This window comes from Haloactinopolyspora alba (assembly GCF_003014555.1).
In the GTDB taxonomy this organism is placed as follows: domain Bacteria; phylum Actinomycetota; class Actinomycetes; order Jiangellales; family Jiangellaceae; genus Haloactinopolyspora; species Haloactinopolyspora alba.
Genome location: NZ_PYGE01000010.1, coordinates 149,174 through 163,278, shown reverse-complemented (window position 1 = coordinate 163,278; position 14,105 = coordinate 149,174). Strand labels below are relative to the sequence as shown.

Below are 14,105 nucleotides of genomic sequence, written 5' to 3'. Positions count from 1 at the left end.
TTCACTCCCTGCCCGAATAGCTCAGCTGGTCAGAGCAATCGCCTTGTAAGCGATAGGTCGTCGGTTCGAATCCGACTTCGGGCTCTACTCAGAACCACCCTTGACCTGCACCGGAGCCAGCTGGGGCCGATTCTCACTCTCACCCGACCCTCTCCGTGCCCACATTTTGCCCACACTCTGCCGAGACTGACCGGCGTCCAGCGTGACCGTACGAGCCTTCGCGGCGATCTCGTCGAGCCGGTCGGCCACCGCCTCGAGGTCGTCGTCGAACAGGTCCGCGTACACGTCCAGCGTCATCGCCGCCGACTTGTGCCCGAGCATCCGCTGTACTGACTTCACGTTGGCGCCGGCCGACACCGCCAGCGACGCCGACGTGTGCCGTAGCTCGTGCGGAGTCAGACCCGCCGGCAGGCCCGCCGCGACAACGGCGCGGTCGAACCACCGCACCCGAGCGCCGCGGTTACGCATCACGGCACCGCGCGGTGTCGGGAACAGCAGATCATCCGGCGCCCGGCCCTCGACCACGCCGGCGAGCTCGTCGACGAGGAACCGCGGGATCGGGACCGTGCGCCGCTCGTGCGTCTTCGGCGTCGTCCACTCCAGCCGCCCGCCGTCGACCTCGACGACGTTACGGTCGATGCTCACCCGCCGCCGCAGGAAGTCGACGTCGCACACCCGTAACGCGGCCATCTCACCCCACCGCGGCCCGCAGTAGGCGAGGAACAGCGCGCACGCGCGGCGGGTCAGCCGTGCCGCAGGGTCGGGCGTCTCGCCGGCGTCGTGCGCCGCCTGGGCGAGTTTCTCGACCTGCCCGGCGTTCAGGTACCGGCGCGGCTTCCCGGCCGTCCTGGGCGCTTCCACGCCCTCACACGGGTTCCGGGACAGCCGGCCGTCCCGCACGGCGAGCTTCAACGCCTGCGACAGCACCCGCAACGCCTTACCGGCCTGCGACACCATCGCCGTGCCGTCGTCGCGTGTGCGCGCCGCCGCGACCTTCGCCACCCACGCCACGACGTCCGCGTGCGTCACGTCCCCGATCGGCACCGTCCGCCACGTCGGCAACACGTGCAGATCCAACAGACCGCGGTACCGCTCACGCGTCGTCGCCTTCAACCGCGTCTTGCCCGCATACCAGGTCTCGCACCACTCCCCGACCGTCACCCGCGCCAGACCCGGCGCCACATACTCGCCCCGCAGCTTCGACACCTCGACCGTCGCCGCGAACGCCTCCGCATCCCGCTTCGTCCGAAAGCCCCGCTTGTCCGTCTGACTACGGTCCGGCGTGCGATACCTGACCCGGTACCGCTTCTCACCCGCCCTCGTCGTGTACGCCTCAATCGTCGCCACGGTCTGGCTCCTGATCCTCGTCAACGAACAGGTCTCCGGCCGCGAAGTACGACACCCGTGGAGGACGACCGACGACTTCCCCGTCCGACGTCACGTAGACCGTGATCTCTGCGCGCATCGCCGCGGCTGGCGCGAGCTGGTCATTCCCCGTGATCAGTGTCCGCGTCGCCTCATCAACCCGGCTTCCCTCGTACGGACGGTTCTGCCGCCGGAACTCTGCAACCTCGGAACTCAGTTGATAGAGCAGCTGGCCAGGCTCGATCAACGGCTGCTCACCCGTTGCCCACCGCCACGCCGCTTGCGTGCTGGCTGACCGCGACGGAGTCAGCTCGACACCGTCGCCCGTCGACTCAGACGGCATGAGCAACGCGGGCGGACTCACTCCGAGCGCGATCGCCAACGCGACCAAGTCGTCTACGTCCACACGACGCTTGGTCTCCTCAACACGCCGTACAGCAAGCGGCGTGATCGGCCTGCCCGCGTCCCCCATGGCGTCGGAGAGCTGCACATAGTTCCATCCCCGTGAGTTACGGAGCCGGCGAACGTTCGCTGCCACGTTCGTCGCTGTCGGTCCTGCCTCAATCTCCTTGCCAGCCATGACGTACAAGTCTGCCACCAAAAGATGAAGGTTGATAGTGAACTCTTGCGCGTTGTCAGGCGACGTGATCTCATGAAGCTGTACCTACAAGATATGTAGGTGCAGATGAGATTCATGGAGGCGTGATGCATGACGATCCGCTCATGGACCCGCCGGCCACGGCCGACTACCTCGGCACATCGGTGCCGGCGTTGGCGCAGATGCGGTATCGGGGCGACGGTCCACCGTTCATCCGGATGACGGCGCGCAAGATCCGTTACCGGCGGTCCGACGTGGACGGGTGGCTTTCGAGCCGTACCCGTACCCGGACCGATGACCGCACGCCGGCCGCGTGATCGGCGGCCGTGCCATGACGTACCGCAGCCAGACAGAGCACGACCCCGGCGCCACGCCAGCAGCTGCCGGGGTCGTCGACGAGCCCACCTTGAGAGGACAGACCGCCATGACCAGCGTACTACCCGACCCCGACCCCGACCCCGACCCCGACCCCGACGCCGTGCCGTCGTGCCCTTCGTGGTGCATGTCCGGCCGGCGTGGCCACGGATACGACAGCGTCACCACCGACGAGCTCGTCATGATGCGCACACACGAGCTGTACGTCGATCCGCCGTTGTCGACGGGCGTCGACGTGTCGATCTCGATCGTGGCCACCGAGGCGCGCATGCTCGGCATGTCCGTTCTCGGCCGGCCGGCCATCGTGATCTACGCCGACGACGTCGCCGACGGCCTCGACGCCGACTCGGCGCGCCGGGTGGCCGACGCGTTGCACGATGCGGCGGATCTGCTCGCCCAGATCAACGCCGGCGTGACCGTCGAGCCCGAGCCGCGTGGGGGTGCGTTGTGACGGCGCCGGCGACGACCGCGGACGTGATCGTGAGGTACGACCCCGACCAGGTGAACGAGTGCGTCATCACCGGCGAGGACGGCAAGACCGTCGTCACGTTCGGGCCCAACCTGCCGACCGGGCATGAGCACGGCGAGACGATGCTGATGCACATCTTGCGCGTGCTCGTGGCCCCTGACTGGGGTGACGACGAGTGACGCACGCCGACTGGGAAGCCGTGGTCGTGTCGTGGCAACGGTCGATGCGTTCGGCCGGCCGCGCCGACTCGACGACGCGTAAGCGTGGCTGGCAGGTCCGGCGCCTGGCCGCCGACGTGGCGCCGCTGGGCCCGTTCGACGTGACCCACGACGACCTCGTCGAGTGGATGGCCGGCAAGTCGTGGGAGGCGTCGACGCGCTATCCGTACCGGTCGGCCGTGCGGGCGTTCTACCGGTGGGCCGTCGAGGTCGGTCACATCGACGAGAGCCCGGCCGAACGGCTCCCACGGGAGAACCTCGTCGTGCTCAGCGTGCCCGGCGCCTGGGAGGCACCAGTCCGGGCATGGGTGCGGTCGATGCGGGTCGAGGGCAAGCCCGAGACGACAGTGAACGTCCGCGTTCAGCAGCTGCGTCGTGTCGCGGCCGGGCTGAGCCCGCTGGGCCCGTTCGACGTGACGCTCGACGACCTCGTCGAGTGGATGGCCGGCAAGTCGTGGTTGAACGAGACCAGGCGCTCGCACCGCTCGTCTCTGCGGAGCTTCTACCGGTGGGCGGTCAAGGCCGGCCACATCGACGAGAGCCCCGCCGAGGACCTGCCGAAGGTGCGCGCGTCGTCGCCGCGGCCGCACCCGGCTCCGGAGGACGCGTACCGGTTCGCCGTGCTCACCGCCGAGCCACGCGAGCGGCTCATGCTGCGCCTGGCCGCGGAGATGGGGCTACGCCGCGGCGAGGTCGCGAAGGTCCACACACGTGACCTCGTACAGCGTGACGGTGGCTGGTCGTTGATCGTGCACGGCAAGGGCAACCGGGACCGCGTGATCCCGCTGCCGGACGGGATCCTGTCCGAGCTGCGCTCACTCCCACCCGGCTACGCATTCGGAAGCCCGGCCGGCGGGCATCTCGGCGCCGAGTACGTCGGCAAGCTCGTCGCCCAGCTGCTCCCGGCCGGGTGGGCCATGCACGCGCTACGGCACCGCTTCGCCACCCTCGCCTACTCCATCGATCACGACCTCGCCGCCGTGCAAGAACTGCTCGGCCACTCATCGCCGGCCATCACCCGCCGCTACGTCGACGTCCCCGACACCGACATGCGCCGCCTCGTCGACCTCGTCGGCAAGACCAACAACCAGCCCACACGAGCCACGACGGGAGGATGACATCTTGGGCGCCCGCACCGGCCACGCGCGCTTCGACTGGGAACGGGGCATCCGAGGATCGACGCTGCCAGCGTCGGCCCGGCTTGTGGCGCTAACCGTGGCCACGTACACATCACCAGACGGTGTGACGCCGGCTGGTCGCGCGCCGTCCCTGACTGACATCGCCGCGGCCACTGGCCTGGACCGCTCGACGGTGCGCCGGCACCTGAACCGACTCGAAGTCGGAGGATGGGTCAACCGTCGCCGGCCCACGGTCGACGATGCCCGCAAGAAGGCCGCCCGCACGGCGTACGAGCTCGCGACACCTGGGGGCACGGTGCCCCTAGGCCTAGGGGCAGAGAACACCGGACCTGGGGGCACGGTGCCCCCAGACCTAGGGGCAGAGAACACCGGACCTAGGGGCACGGTGCCCCTCAAGTCAGAACATGAACACATGCATGCACGCGCGGGCGCGCGTGAGGCCGACGTCGTGCTCGCCGCGTTGCCCGATCGCCTCGCGGGCAAGGTCACTAGATCGACGCTCGAAGATGTGTGTGCCGACCTGGGGCCGTCATGGACGCCTGACGCGCTCCGCCGAGCTGCCGGCGAGGCCGACTGGACGTCGGCACGTGGTGGCGGCGCCGTCATCGCGTGGTTGAAGGATCGTTCCCGCCGTGACCCGCCGGCCGCTCGCGAACCATCGAAGGCCACCGGCAACAAGACGTGCAGCAACGGCAAGGTGGTCGCCGCCGATGGGTCGTGCTGCCACGAGCACGACGCACAACAAGCCGGCGATGCCGCATGAGCCGGCGCGACGGTCTGGTCCGGGATCGTGACGGTGACCTCGTCGACGAGCCCGTCGAGCACGTGTGCGTGAACGGGTGGGCCGGCGAGGACCACGCCGGCCGGCCCATCGCCTGCCACGTATGCCGCCCGCACCTACAGCGCCGGCGCCTGGCCGGCGACGGGCCCGAGATCACGACCGCACGACCCGACCCGCACGAGCACAGAACGTCGACCACATGACCGGTCCAGACCCGACCAACGGAGGAGTGCCGATGCTGTCCCCGATCCCCGACAACGTCCGAGACGTGGTGTGTCCGCGGTGTCACGCGCCCGTGGGCAGCCCGTGTGACTGGGCACCGTTCCGATCATGGATGCCGCACCCGGAACGCATCGACCACGCCAACGACGCGGACCAGTCCGGCTCGTCACCCGATGGCCGTCGACAGTGACGCGCTGACCGCGTTCGTGGCCGGCCTCGAGCCGGCCGAGGGTGTCGAGCTGGCTTCGACGCTCCGCGTCGGGATCAACGCGCTACAGGCCGCCCGGACACGCAACGGCGCACGGTACGACCCGACCCCGGCGCGCACCGTGCTCGCGGCCGTCTCCGACGCCGGCAGTGGCCAACGTTGGCCACTTTCTGGACGCCACGGCCAGCAGTGGGCGAGCGTTGCCGAGATGGCAGGTCGAACGGGCGTACCCGGCCGGACGCTGCGCAGGTGGGCAGCGTCCGGCCGGATACGAGCCGAACGAATCGGCCGGACCTGGTGGCTGTACGTGCCCGACGTGGAAAAGGAGATCCAGAAGTGATCATCGAGCAGCCGCAGATCGTGCAACATCTGCGATCCCTGGTCATGTCGGTCACCGAACCCGACCTCGACGAGCCGGTGCGGGCCAGCCGATCCCGCACGGTCGCCGAGACCGTGACCGACCTGCGCGACGTGGCCGCGCTCGCACCGATGATCGGTGGATCGCAAGCCGTCGACACGCTGCGCATGTCCGAAGAGCAACCGCCGTTCGACGATCTCGACCCCAGCGGACGCAAACGCCAAGCCGCCTACGAACGGTTCAGCGCCCGACGCGTGGCCGACGAGATCCGCGCGGCCAGCCTCACCACAGACACGCCCGGACTGCTGCCCCGACCCCTCGACACCGGCACCGGCACAACCGGCATCGGCGACGGGCTCCCGCTGATCCGTACCCACGCGCTACCCCGCGACTTCACCGCCGGCGGCACCGCACCAGTCACCCCCGGAGTCGTGGCCGGCGACATCGACGGCCAGATCGTCACCGAAGGCACCCCCGCCCCCACCGGCGACCCGATCACCATCGCCAACGTCGGCGCCGACCGGGCCCGACAGCTCGCAGCGTGCTTCGTCGAACTCGCCCGGCAGGTGCGCGACTGGACCGACGACGCCGGCAACGCGATGCTCGACCAAGCGCTACTCGACATCGCCGACCGGGCCGCAGAGAGCTACATCGGCACCCAGCTGATCTCAGCCGCCGGCGGCACCCGCACCGCCGGCACCGACCTGCCCGCCGCGCTCGACGACGCCGAAAGCGCCGCCGGCGCCGCCCTCAACAGTGCCGTGACGACCGGCACCAACCCCGGCGTGCTGGTCATCAACCCCGTCGACTGGCCAGCCGTGCGCCGCGCCATCGGCACCAGCTGGCTCCCCGACCTCCCGCACCCCGAGCCAGCGATCTCGATCGGCGCAACCGCCGGCACCGCGATCATGGTCGGACCCGCCGCGCTGCACCTGTTCGCCGGCCAACCCGAGTTCATGCCCGCCCCCAAGCCCGCCACCATCGGCGAGCAGATCTCCGCGCTACGCCCGTTCTACCTCGCCGTCCGCGCAACCGCCGGCGTACAGACCGTCACGGGAATCGGAGCATGAACGGACAGCCCAGGGTCATGACGACCCGGAACTGGCTCGTGTACCCGAGCCTGCCAGCCGCCGAGTACGGCAACGTCTCCCGCACCCGGTCGGTACGCCCGACCGCCGATCCCAGCGCCATCAACCGGAGGATGCTCGACGATGTCGAGCGCAACCACTACCGATCCGGGCTCGGGCATTCCACCCGGCGCGCACCTTCGGGACCGCCGGCGGCACGAACCGATACCAGCCGCCGAACGATCCCAGCGTCGGTGATCGCCGACGCCGGCCGGCACGTCGACGAGCTCGCCCGCGATCTCGGTAACCCGCTCGTCACCACCGCGATCACCGGCAACAGTCGCGACGTACGCGACGCCTGCGACCTCGTCCGGGCCGGCATCGAACGGTACGGCCCACACGCCGCGCCCGCGCACCTGCACAACCTCGCGGCCGGGCTCTACGAGCTGCGCAGTGCCCTCGCGTTGAACCTCGCCCGCGCCGCCGGATGCATCGACCCAGACCGGCTCAGCGAGCAGCTACGCCACGCCCACCGGCCACACCGGCGCCGGCGCACTCGCTGAACCAACAGCCCCCACGTCCCCGCGCGATTGGAGACCACAACCGTGCTCGCCCGGCCGGCGCGCCCCCGCACCCGATCGAGCCGACCCGACGGCACCCAGCCGCCGGCGACCGGATCTCGGAACGCGCGAGCCGCCGCGCCGGCACGCTGACCCCGCCCCCCGGTCAAGAAAGCAGAGCCGACCCGACGGCACCCAGCCGCCGGCGACCGGATCCCGGGACGGGCGACCAGCGCACAGCACCACAGCACACACACCGAACCGGACACGAACACGCCAGCCGCGCGGTCAACGCGGCAACCATCCGCCCGGATCTGCAGATTTCAGCGGATCGCCTGCCTGAGGAATCCGGATCTGCCGGGACGGGACGGGTCGGGACGGTCGGCGCTCACCATGCGCCCCGCATCAGCGAACCGAGCAGGAACGACCCAGCACCAATAGTCCCTGCGCACCCGCTGTAGCCGATCCCGGACCCACCACACTACTGAGAGGAGTTCTCAACAGGGCACACCCTACTCGCCAACGACACCGCACCCGCGCCTGTCCAGCGATCCGCCGCGGACACCGCACCCGCCGCTGTGCGATCCGGCAGCCAGCCGGACACCGCACGCCGCGATGTGCGACCCACGCCGGACATCGCTCCTCAGCGTGGTGTGCGACCCGAGGCGCCACAGCACGACACCAACCGCCCGGACTCACCGACCACCGGGCGGTCACAGTCGCGCCCTCAACGAGGGTCCGGCGATGGGTGGACACCAGGGTAGGGACGGGCCGGGCCCGACCTGGCGACCTGGCTGAGGGTACGGAAGTCAACTTTCCCGGGACGGGTCGGGACGGGTCGGGTAGGTCCGGGACGGGTCGGGTCGGCGGCCTGGCCGCGCTGCCGCTCGGGGATCCGAGCGTTGCGGACACCCGACCCGCTGTCGGCGGAGGTGCATCACGTCGTCGGGCGGGCGCTGTCGGGCGACGACCCGCGGCACCTGGTCGCCGCGCACCGTCGGTGCAACCTCGAGGCGGGCGACCCGACGCGGTCCGATCCGCCGCCGGCTGGACAGACACGGTGCTAAGCTCGTGACCTGCGGTTTTTCATGGGGCGTGGGGGGCCTGGGAGATCGCCGTCTCTTCGTTCTCTCTCCCCGCATCGCCGCAGGTCAGGATGCGTTTCGGTGTGGACGGGAGCGGCTATGGCGGAGCTGACATGCCAGCAGTGCGGCACCGGCTTCACGGGCAAGTCTCACGCGAAATACTGCACGGGGTCGTGTCGATCGGCTGCAAGCAAGGCAGCGCGCCAGAACCGCACTCAAGCGCACTCACGGGGCACGGGGCGCCGGTCCACGGCGATGACCAGCGCGTTCACGAAGGCATCGAAGGCGGCGCACCGTAAGCCGGTCGACGGCGCGGCGGTCGCGCTCGCTCGGGTGTACGCGCGGCAGATCGACGACGACCCGTCGCGGGTCGACAAGCTCGGCCCGCAGATGCTCGCGGTGTTGACGCAGCTCGGGATGACACCGAAGGCGCGCGGCGGTCAGGCCGAGCCGCAGGCAGGGGGTGACCGTGTCGACCGCGTCGACGAGCTACGCGACCGGCGTGCATCTCGGGCGGACCGAGCCGCGGCCGTGGACTCCCCCGACACCCCAGCAACCACGTAAGGACCGGGACGGGAAGGACACGGGCCGTACCGATCGGACCGCCGTTGCCCACATTTTGCCCACACTTTGAAGCGAAACGCCGTGATTCCGAGTCATCCGGTGAGATTGTCTGTGCAGGTCAGAGCCGTTATCGGTCCGTCGACCTGGTGCCCGGATGCGTCTTGTAAGCGATAGGTCGTCGGTTCGAATCCGACTTCGGGCTCTCGTCAGCGAACGATGGTGGTGCGTTGACCAGCGCTATGGCACCGGTAAACGCACCACCATCACCTCTTCGTCAGCCGGTGCCGAGGTACGAACCGACGGTGTCGGCGAACTCGTACCCGTTGGTCGCGTCCCAGTTGACCGACCACGTCATCGCACCGCCGATCGGCCCCCACGGCTCGGACGGCACGAACCCGGCGCACCGGGTGGCCGTGGCCAGACAGTCCAGAGCCGCGGTCACGTTCGCCGCGGGCTGGTAACCGCCACCGGCCGCGGACGGGACCGCCGGCAACCCCAGACCGACCTGATCCGGGTCGAGACCCGCCTCGAGCTGGATACAGGCCTGCGCGGTGAGGAAGTCGATCGTCCCCTGCGCATACACCTGATCGTCGCAGCCCATCATGGTGCCGGAGTTGTAGTACTGCATGTTGACGATCGTCAGGATGTCCTGGATGCCCAGGGCCAGCTGGTAGTAGTCGTACGAAGGCGCCTGGAAGTCGATGGTCTGCGGCGCCATCGTGATGATCAAGCCGGGTCCGGCCAGGTCACGGAGCTGACGCAGCGCCTGCTCCATGTACGTCGCGTTGATGCCGTGCTCGAGGTCGATGTCGACCCCGTCGAACCCGTACTCCTGCATCAGCGCGTAGGTGCTCTGGGCGAAGTTGGTCGCCTCGGCGGCGTTCGTGACGTCAACGTGCCCGTTCTGGCCACCGACGGAGATCACCACCTTCCCGCCGGCAGCTTGCCGGTCGGCGACGTCGGCTTTGAACTCGTCGACGGTGTACCCGCCCAGACCGGCGCTGTCCAGATTGAACGTGATACTGCCGGGCTCACCCGCGACACTCTCGGCGAACGCGATGGCGAGCAGGTTGTAAGCGGCCGGCACCTCGGACACCTCGAGGACGGTCGAGCCGTTGTCGAAGTTGTGCCAGTACCCGGTGAGCCACTGGTCGCCGTCGCCTCCGCCGTCACCGCCGCCGTCCTCGGTCCCGGTCTCTGAACCCGTCTCCGTGCCGGTGTCGGAACCCGTCTCGGTCCCCGAGTCGCCGCCGGCCTCGGTGCCGGTGTCCGACCCGGTGTCGGTTCCCGTCTCCGTACCCGTCTCCGTGCCCGAGCCGCACGGGCCGTCGTCCCGCCACGGCCCCCACTCACTCGGCGCAGGCGTGTCCCCACGCGTCCAATGCCGCGCCGTCCACAGATGACCGTCATAACTCACCCGATCCCCGCCGACATACGCCGTCGACGCATCCCACGCAGGCGCCGAACACGTCCCCGGATCACCACCGGTCTCGGTACCGGAGTCGCCGCCGGTCTCGGTGCCGGTGTCCGACCCGGTGTCGGTCCCCGTCTCCGTGCCCGAGCCGCACGGGCCGTCGTCCCGCCACGGCCCCCACTCACTCGGCGCAGGCGTGTCCCCACGCGTCCAATGCCGCGCCGTCCACAGATGACCGTCATAACTCACCCGATCCCCGCCGACATACGCCGTCGACGCATCCCACGCAGGCGCCGAACACGTCCCCGGATCACCACCGGTCTCGGTACCGGAATCGCCCCCGGTCTCGGTGCCGCCGCCTCCGCCGCCCGTCGACAGCCGCTCGCCCATCAGACCGACGAGCTCGTTCTGGTGGTCGCCGGCCAGGTCCCACCACATGGCGCCGCCGAAGCCGTTCGCCGTGATGTAGTCGGCCTTCTTGTCCACCAGCCACGGGTCGTCGAACGACCAGAACTCGTTACCGTCGTACGACCACGACGCGAGCACGTCCTCGTCATGGAAGATGATGCCGTCGCGCAGGTTGCGGTACCGGTCGGTTCCCGCCTCCTCCGGGAACTCCCCGGGTGCCGCTCCGTCGGCCGATTGCCACGCACCGTCGGTGCCGCCGTCCTCCACGCCGGTCCAGCCGCGTCCGTACAGCGGCAGACCCATGGTCAGTTTCGACGGCGGAACTCCCCGATCCGTGTAGTAGGTCATCGCCTGAGCGACACTGAACTGCTCCGCCTCGGGGAGCGGGTTCGCGGGGTCGTCGTGCAGGTTCGCCTGGTGTCCCGCGACGTCCGGGTTCCACGCCCCGTGCAGGTCGTAGCCCTGGACGTTGGCGAAGTCGAGATAGTCGAACAGCTGCGTCACGTCCCAGCCGGCCTCGATCAGAACCGGGTTCGCCGGGAGGAACGCACTGAGTTCGTAGTCCTCGCCGGTCTGCTCGCTCAGCGCGTCCAGCTGGGTGCGGAACTCGGCGAGCAGCGCGATCAGGTTCTGCTTGTCCTGGTCCGATCGGTGATTGCCCGGATGCTGCATGTCGGCGGGGGCGCCGGGCCACTCCCAGTCGATGTCGATGCCGTCGAACACGCCGGCGGCGGCGCCCTGGCCGCCGCGCCCGTCGATCACCGGGAGGTTCCCCTTGATGAACATGTCGATGCACGACGACACGAACCGCTCGCGTGACTCGGGCGTCGCCGCTGCCCGGGAGAAGTGCCGGGACCATGTCCAGCCACCGATCGAGACCATCGCCTTGAGATGCGGGTGCTCGGCCTTCAGCTCTTTGATCTGGTTGAAGTTGCCGGCGAGTGGCTGGTCCCACGCGTCGGCGACGCCGTCGACGGACTCGGCGGCGGAGAAGCCCTTGCCGTAGTCGGCCCAGGCGTCTCCCGCGTAGTCGCCCTCGTCGGGCGAGCCCTTCGGCCCGTTCGGCTGGTTGGCCTCGAAACAGGTCAGCGAATCCGGGTGGATGTTCGCGAAGGCGTAGTTGATGTGTGTCAGGTCGTCAGCGGCTCCGCTGGTCGCCAGGTCCTTGACCAGGAAGTCGCGGCCGTAGATACCCCACTGGGTGAAGTAGCCGACGTTGCGGTAGCCGTTGTCGGCGGCCGCCACCGCGGTCGACGGGGCCGCAGCCGCTGCGGAGCCGGCTCCGGTCGTGGTGGGTGGGGTTGCGGCCGCGAACGCGGCGACCCCGGAAGTGAGCAGGGCCGTCGCGGCCCCGTACGCGACTGTCGTGCGCCATCGGGTTCTCACGGTGACTCCTCATGTCGTCGTGCGGCGGTCCCGGCGCGGTCGTACGCGCCGTCGTACCCGGTCACCACCTCCTTCGCCGGCGTCGAGCAGGCGGAGGGGACGTCGGATGAGGTCATGACTTCATGAGTGACTGCATGCGCGAGGACCACGAGACTCGCGCGGTTCGATTCCCGAGAAAAGACACAATTCCGAACTGGAAAGAAAGTTAGCAGAAGCGTCGCCGCCTGCCAAGGGGGTCCACGACCATCACGCTGAAGCGACGTCAGCGCCGGCGGCGGGCGATCACGTCACGCATGCGCGGCACGACGACGCCGCCCTCGGCCATCCGCCGCCGCACCAGACGCCGCGTACGCACGATGCCCACCACGCCCACCAGCCAGACCACGTACTGCACGCACAGCGCCACCCGGAAGTCGGCGAGCTCGTAGTCGCTGGAACCGCCGGTGCGGGCGTCGATCACCAGGCCGACCGCCAGGATCGTCAGCAGAGATGCCAGGAACCCGCCGACGTTGACGATGCCGGTGGCGGTACCGAGACGGTTGGGCGGATTGAAGGTGCGGGCGAAGTCGAAGCCGATCATCGACCCCGGGCCGCCGACCGACAATGCGGTGACCAGCACCACCAGCAGCCACAACGGCGCCTGTCCCGGCAGTACCAGCACCGACGTCCACGCGCCGACGTTCACCGCGACCACGCCCAGGACCAGCCAGGACCGGCGCAGCGGGTGCCGCTGCACCATGACCCCGATCATCGGCCCCGCGACCACTCCGACCACGACCAGCACGGTCAGCAGGCCACCCGCTGTCGCCCTGGACAGCCCCTGCCCGGACACCAGGAACGGGAACCCCCACAGCAGCGCGAACACCGTCGCCGGGAACTGCGTGGAGAAGTGCGTCCACAGACCCAGCCGGGTACCCGGATGCCGCCAGGCGGTGACCAGGTCGTGCCCGACATGCCGGATGGACGTCTGCGCCATCGGGACTGCCTGACCCTCCGGCGAGTTGCGCAGCACGGCGAACGCCACGACGGCGACGAACACGCCCGTTCCGGCCGCCGACAGGAACGCCGGGCTCCAGCCGAACCGGTCCAGGACCGCCACGAACGGCACCGCCGACAGCACCTGCCCGACCTGGCCGACCAGACCGGTGAGCTGCGTCATCACCGGAACACGTCCGGGAGCGAACCAGGCGGCGACGATCCGGAGCACGCTCACGAAGGTCAACGCGTCGCCGGCGCCGACCAGCACCCGGCCGGCCACGGCCAGCGGAACCGACGCCGCCAGCGCCAGCACCACCTGCCCGGCCGCCATCAGACAGGCACCCGTCACCACCAGGCGACGCGCACCGACGCGGTCGAGCAACAACCCCACCGGGACCTGCAGTCCCGCGTACACCAGCAGCTGCACGACGACGAACGTGGCCAGCACGCTGGCCGACACACCGAGACGGTCCACCGCCTCGAGACCGGCCACGCCGAACGTCGTGCGATGCATCACCGCCACGACGTAGGAAGCGACGCCGACGACCCACACGATCAGGGCTCTGTTCGAAGTCGGCATCGACATCATTGTCCGTCACCGTCGCCGTGCGGATGGACCGAGGCCGAGGAGCCCGACGCTCGATGACAGACGCCGAGCCCCCCGGGTGTCGGTCACGAGGGCATGTGACCGCCGTCGGGACCCGCGAGTGGTGCTGAGGCGGTCTCGCCGATCCCGCCGCTGCAGCGTGGCAGAACCACCGACGCGGCACTCGTCGTTCGGCTCACATCCACCCGCCCGGACCACCGGGGCACCGCGAACGTCGGGAAACGGATCGGCCGACAGGCCGAGTCCGGCCGGTGGACAACACGGCGCGCGACCGCGCGCTCCGGTCCGGTGCGGCGGCGCCCG

At 69.7% G+C, this 14,105-nt stretch carries 15 protein-coding genes and 1 tRNA gene; 12 read left to right on the top strand and 4 right to left on the bottom strand.

The annotated features are described in order from the left end of the window. The first annotated feature begins 10 nt into the window (after positions 1-10). Positions 11-84, top strand: a tRNA-Thr gene (locus CLV30_RS15020). Here CLV30_RS15020 and CLV30_RS15015 read toward each other — a convergent pair. Both CLV30_RS15015 and CLV30_RS15010 read right to left on the bottom strand, forming a co-directional pair. Further along, the gene (locus CLV30_RS15015; protein WP_106538018.1) at positions 85-1,347 is read right to left on the bottom strand and encodes a tyrosine-type recombinase/integrase; all 1,263 of its coding nucleotides are present in this window, start codon (positions 1,345-1,347) and stop codon (positions 85-87) included. It abuts the tRNA gene before it with no gap. Beyond that, positions 1,334-1,945 (bottom strand): helix-turn-helix domain-containing protein, encoded by a 612-nt coding sequence (locus tag CLV30_RS15010; RefSeq protein WP_106538017.1) that lies wholly within the window; start codon positions 1,943-1,945, stop codon positions 1,334-1,336. Before CLV30_RS15010 ends, CLV30_RS15015 begins: the two co-directional genes overlap by 14 nt. A gap of 125 nt (positions 1,946-2,070) precedes the next feature. Between CLV30_RS15010 and CLV30_RS15005 the strand changes: the two genes are divergently transcribed. The 11 genes from CLV30_RS15005 (at position 2,071) to CLV30_RS14960 (ending at position 9,009) form a co-directional block, all read left to right on the top strand. Next, positions 2,071-2,280, top strand: coding sequence for a helix-turn-helix transcriptional regulator (locus CLV30_RS15005; protein ID WP_106538016.1), 210 nt, complete (start codon positions 2,071-2,073; stop codon positions 2,278-2,280). Positions 2,281-2,387: 107 nt separating this feature from the next. Further along, positions 2,388-2,789, top strand: a complete 402-nt coding sequence (locus CLV30_RS15000) for a hypothetical protein (RefSeq protein ID WP_129711046.1) — start codon at positions 2,388-2,390, stop codon at positions 2,787-2,789. A gap of 29 nt (positions 2,790-2,818) precedes the next feature. Beyond that, entirely contained in the window at positions 2,819-2,986 is a 168-nt protein-coding gene (locus CLV30_RS26505; protein ID WP_165358662.1) for a hypothetical protein, read from the top strand. Continuing rightward, a complete protein-coding gene (locus tag CLV30_RS14990) occupies positions 2,983-4,143 on the top strand; it encodes a tyrosine-type recombinase/integrase (RefSeq protein WP_205740914.1) in 1,161 nt (386 codons plus the stop codon). Before CLV30_RS26505 ends, CLV30_RS14990 begins: the two co-directional genes overlap by 4 nt. A 4-nt stretch (positions 4,144-4,147) precedes the next feature. Further along, on the top strand, positions 4,148-4,927 hold the full coding sequence (locus CLV30_RS26500) for a helix-turn-helix domain-containing protein (protein ID WP_106538013.1): 780 nt from the start codon (positions 4,148-4,150) through the stop codon (positions 4,925-4,927). Then, entirely contained in the window at positions 4,924-5,148 is a 225-nt protein-coding gene (locus tag CLV30_RS14980; protein ID WP_106538012.1) for a hypothetical protein, read from the top strand. Before CLV30_RS26500 ends, CLV30_RS14980 begins: the two co-directional genes overlap by 4 nt. Further along, a complete protein-coding gene (locus CLV30_RS27885) occupies positions 5,049-5,357 on the top strand; it encodes a zinc finger domain-containing protein (protein ID WP_425323597.1) in 309 nt (102 codons plus the stop codon). Before CLV30_RS14980 ends, CLV30_RS27885 begins: the two co-directional genes overlap by 100 nt. After that, the gene (locus CLV30_RS14975; RefSeq protein ID WP_106538011.1) at positions 5,341-5,715 is read left to right on the top strand and encodes an excisionase family DNA-binding protein; all 375 of its coding nucleotides are present in this window, start codon (positions 5,341-5,343) and stop codon (positions 5,713-5,715) included. Before CLV30_RS27885 ends, CLV30_RS14975 begins: the two co-directional genes overlap by 17 nt. Continuing rightward, positions 5,712-6,803, top strand: coding sequence for a hypothetical protein (locus CLV30_RS14970; protein WP_106538010.1), 1,092 nt, complete (start codon positions 5,712-5,714; stop codon positions 6,801-6,803). Before CLV30_RS14975 ends, CLV30_RS14970 begins: the two co-directional genes overlap by 4 nt. A 17-nt stretch (positions 6,804-6,820) precedes the next feature. Continuing rightward, positions 6,821-7,363 carry a hypothetical protein gene (locus CLV30_RS14965; RefSeq protein WP_106538009.1) on the top strand — a complete coding sequence of 181 codons (543 nt, stop codon included), beginning with the start codon at positions 6,821-6,823 and terminating at the stop codon, positions 7,361-7,363. A 1,337-nt stretch (positions 7,364-8,700) separates the two neighbouring features. Beyond that, positions 8,701-9,009 carry a terminase small subunit gene (locus CLV30_RS14960; protein ID WP_106538008.1) on the top strand — a complete coding sequence of 103 codons (309 nt, stop codon included), beginning with the start codon at positions 8,701-8,703 and terminating at the stop codon, positions 9,007-9,009. Positions 9,010-9,283: 274 nt separating this feature from the next. Here CLV30_RS14960 and CLV30_RS26985 read toward each other — a convergent pair whose 3' ends face one another. After that, entirely contained in the window at positions 9,284-12,217 is a 2,934-nt protein-coding gene (locus CLV30_RS26985; protein ID WP_211300064.1) for a glycosyl hydrolase family 18 protein, read from the bottom strand. A gap of 262 nt (positions 12,218-12,479) precedes the next feature. Then, positions 12,480-13,775: an MFS transporter gene (locus CLV30_RS14940; protein WP_205740916.1), complete on the bottom strand. Its 1,296-nt coding sequence runs from the start codon at positions 13,773-13,775 to the stop codon at positions 12,480-12,482. Positions 13,776-14,105 lie beyond the last annotated feature (330 nt).

Excerpts from the sequence above, each read along its gene's own strand:
- CLV30_RS14960 (WP_106538008.1), top strand. The coding sequence starts at position 8,701 with ATGACCAGCGCGTTCACGAAGGCATCGAAGGCGGCGCACCGTAAGCCG.
- CLV30_RS27885 (WP_425323597.1), top strand. The coding sequence starts at position 5,049 with ATGCCGCCCGCACCTACAGCGCCGGCGCCTGGCCGGCGACGGGCCCGA.
- CLV30_RS14975 (WP_106538011.1), top strand. The coding sequence starts at position 5,341 with ATGGCCGTCGACAGTGACGCGCTGACCGCGTTCGTGGCCGGCCTCGAG.
- CLV30_RS14940 (WP_205740916.1), bottom strand. The coding sequence starts at position 13,775 with ATGCCGACTTCGAACAGAGCCCTGATCGTGTGGGTCGTCGGCGTCGCT.
- CLV30_RS14980 (WP_106538012.1), top strand. The coding sequence starts at position 4,924 with ATGAGCCGGCGCGACGGTCTGGTCCGGGATCGTGACGGTGACCTCGTC.
- CLV30_RS15010 (WP_106538017.1), bottom strand. The coding sequence starts at position 1,945 with ATGGCTGGCAAGGAGATTGAGGCAGGACCGACAGCGACGAACGTGGCA.
- CLV30_RS15005 (WP_106538016.1), top strand. The coding sequence starts at position 2,071 with ATGCATGACGATCCGCTCATGGACCCGCCGGCCACGGCCGACTACCTC.
- CLV30_RS15000 (WP_129711046.1), top strand. The coding sequence starts at position 2,388 with ATGACCAGCGTACTACCCGACCCCGACCCCGACCCCGACCCCGACCCC.
- CLV30_RS14965 (WP_106538009.1), top strand. The coding sequence starts at position 6,821 with ATGACGACCCGGAACTGGCTCGTGTACCCGAGCCTGCCAGCCGCCGAG.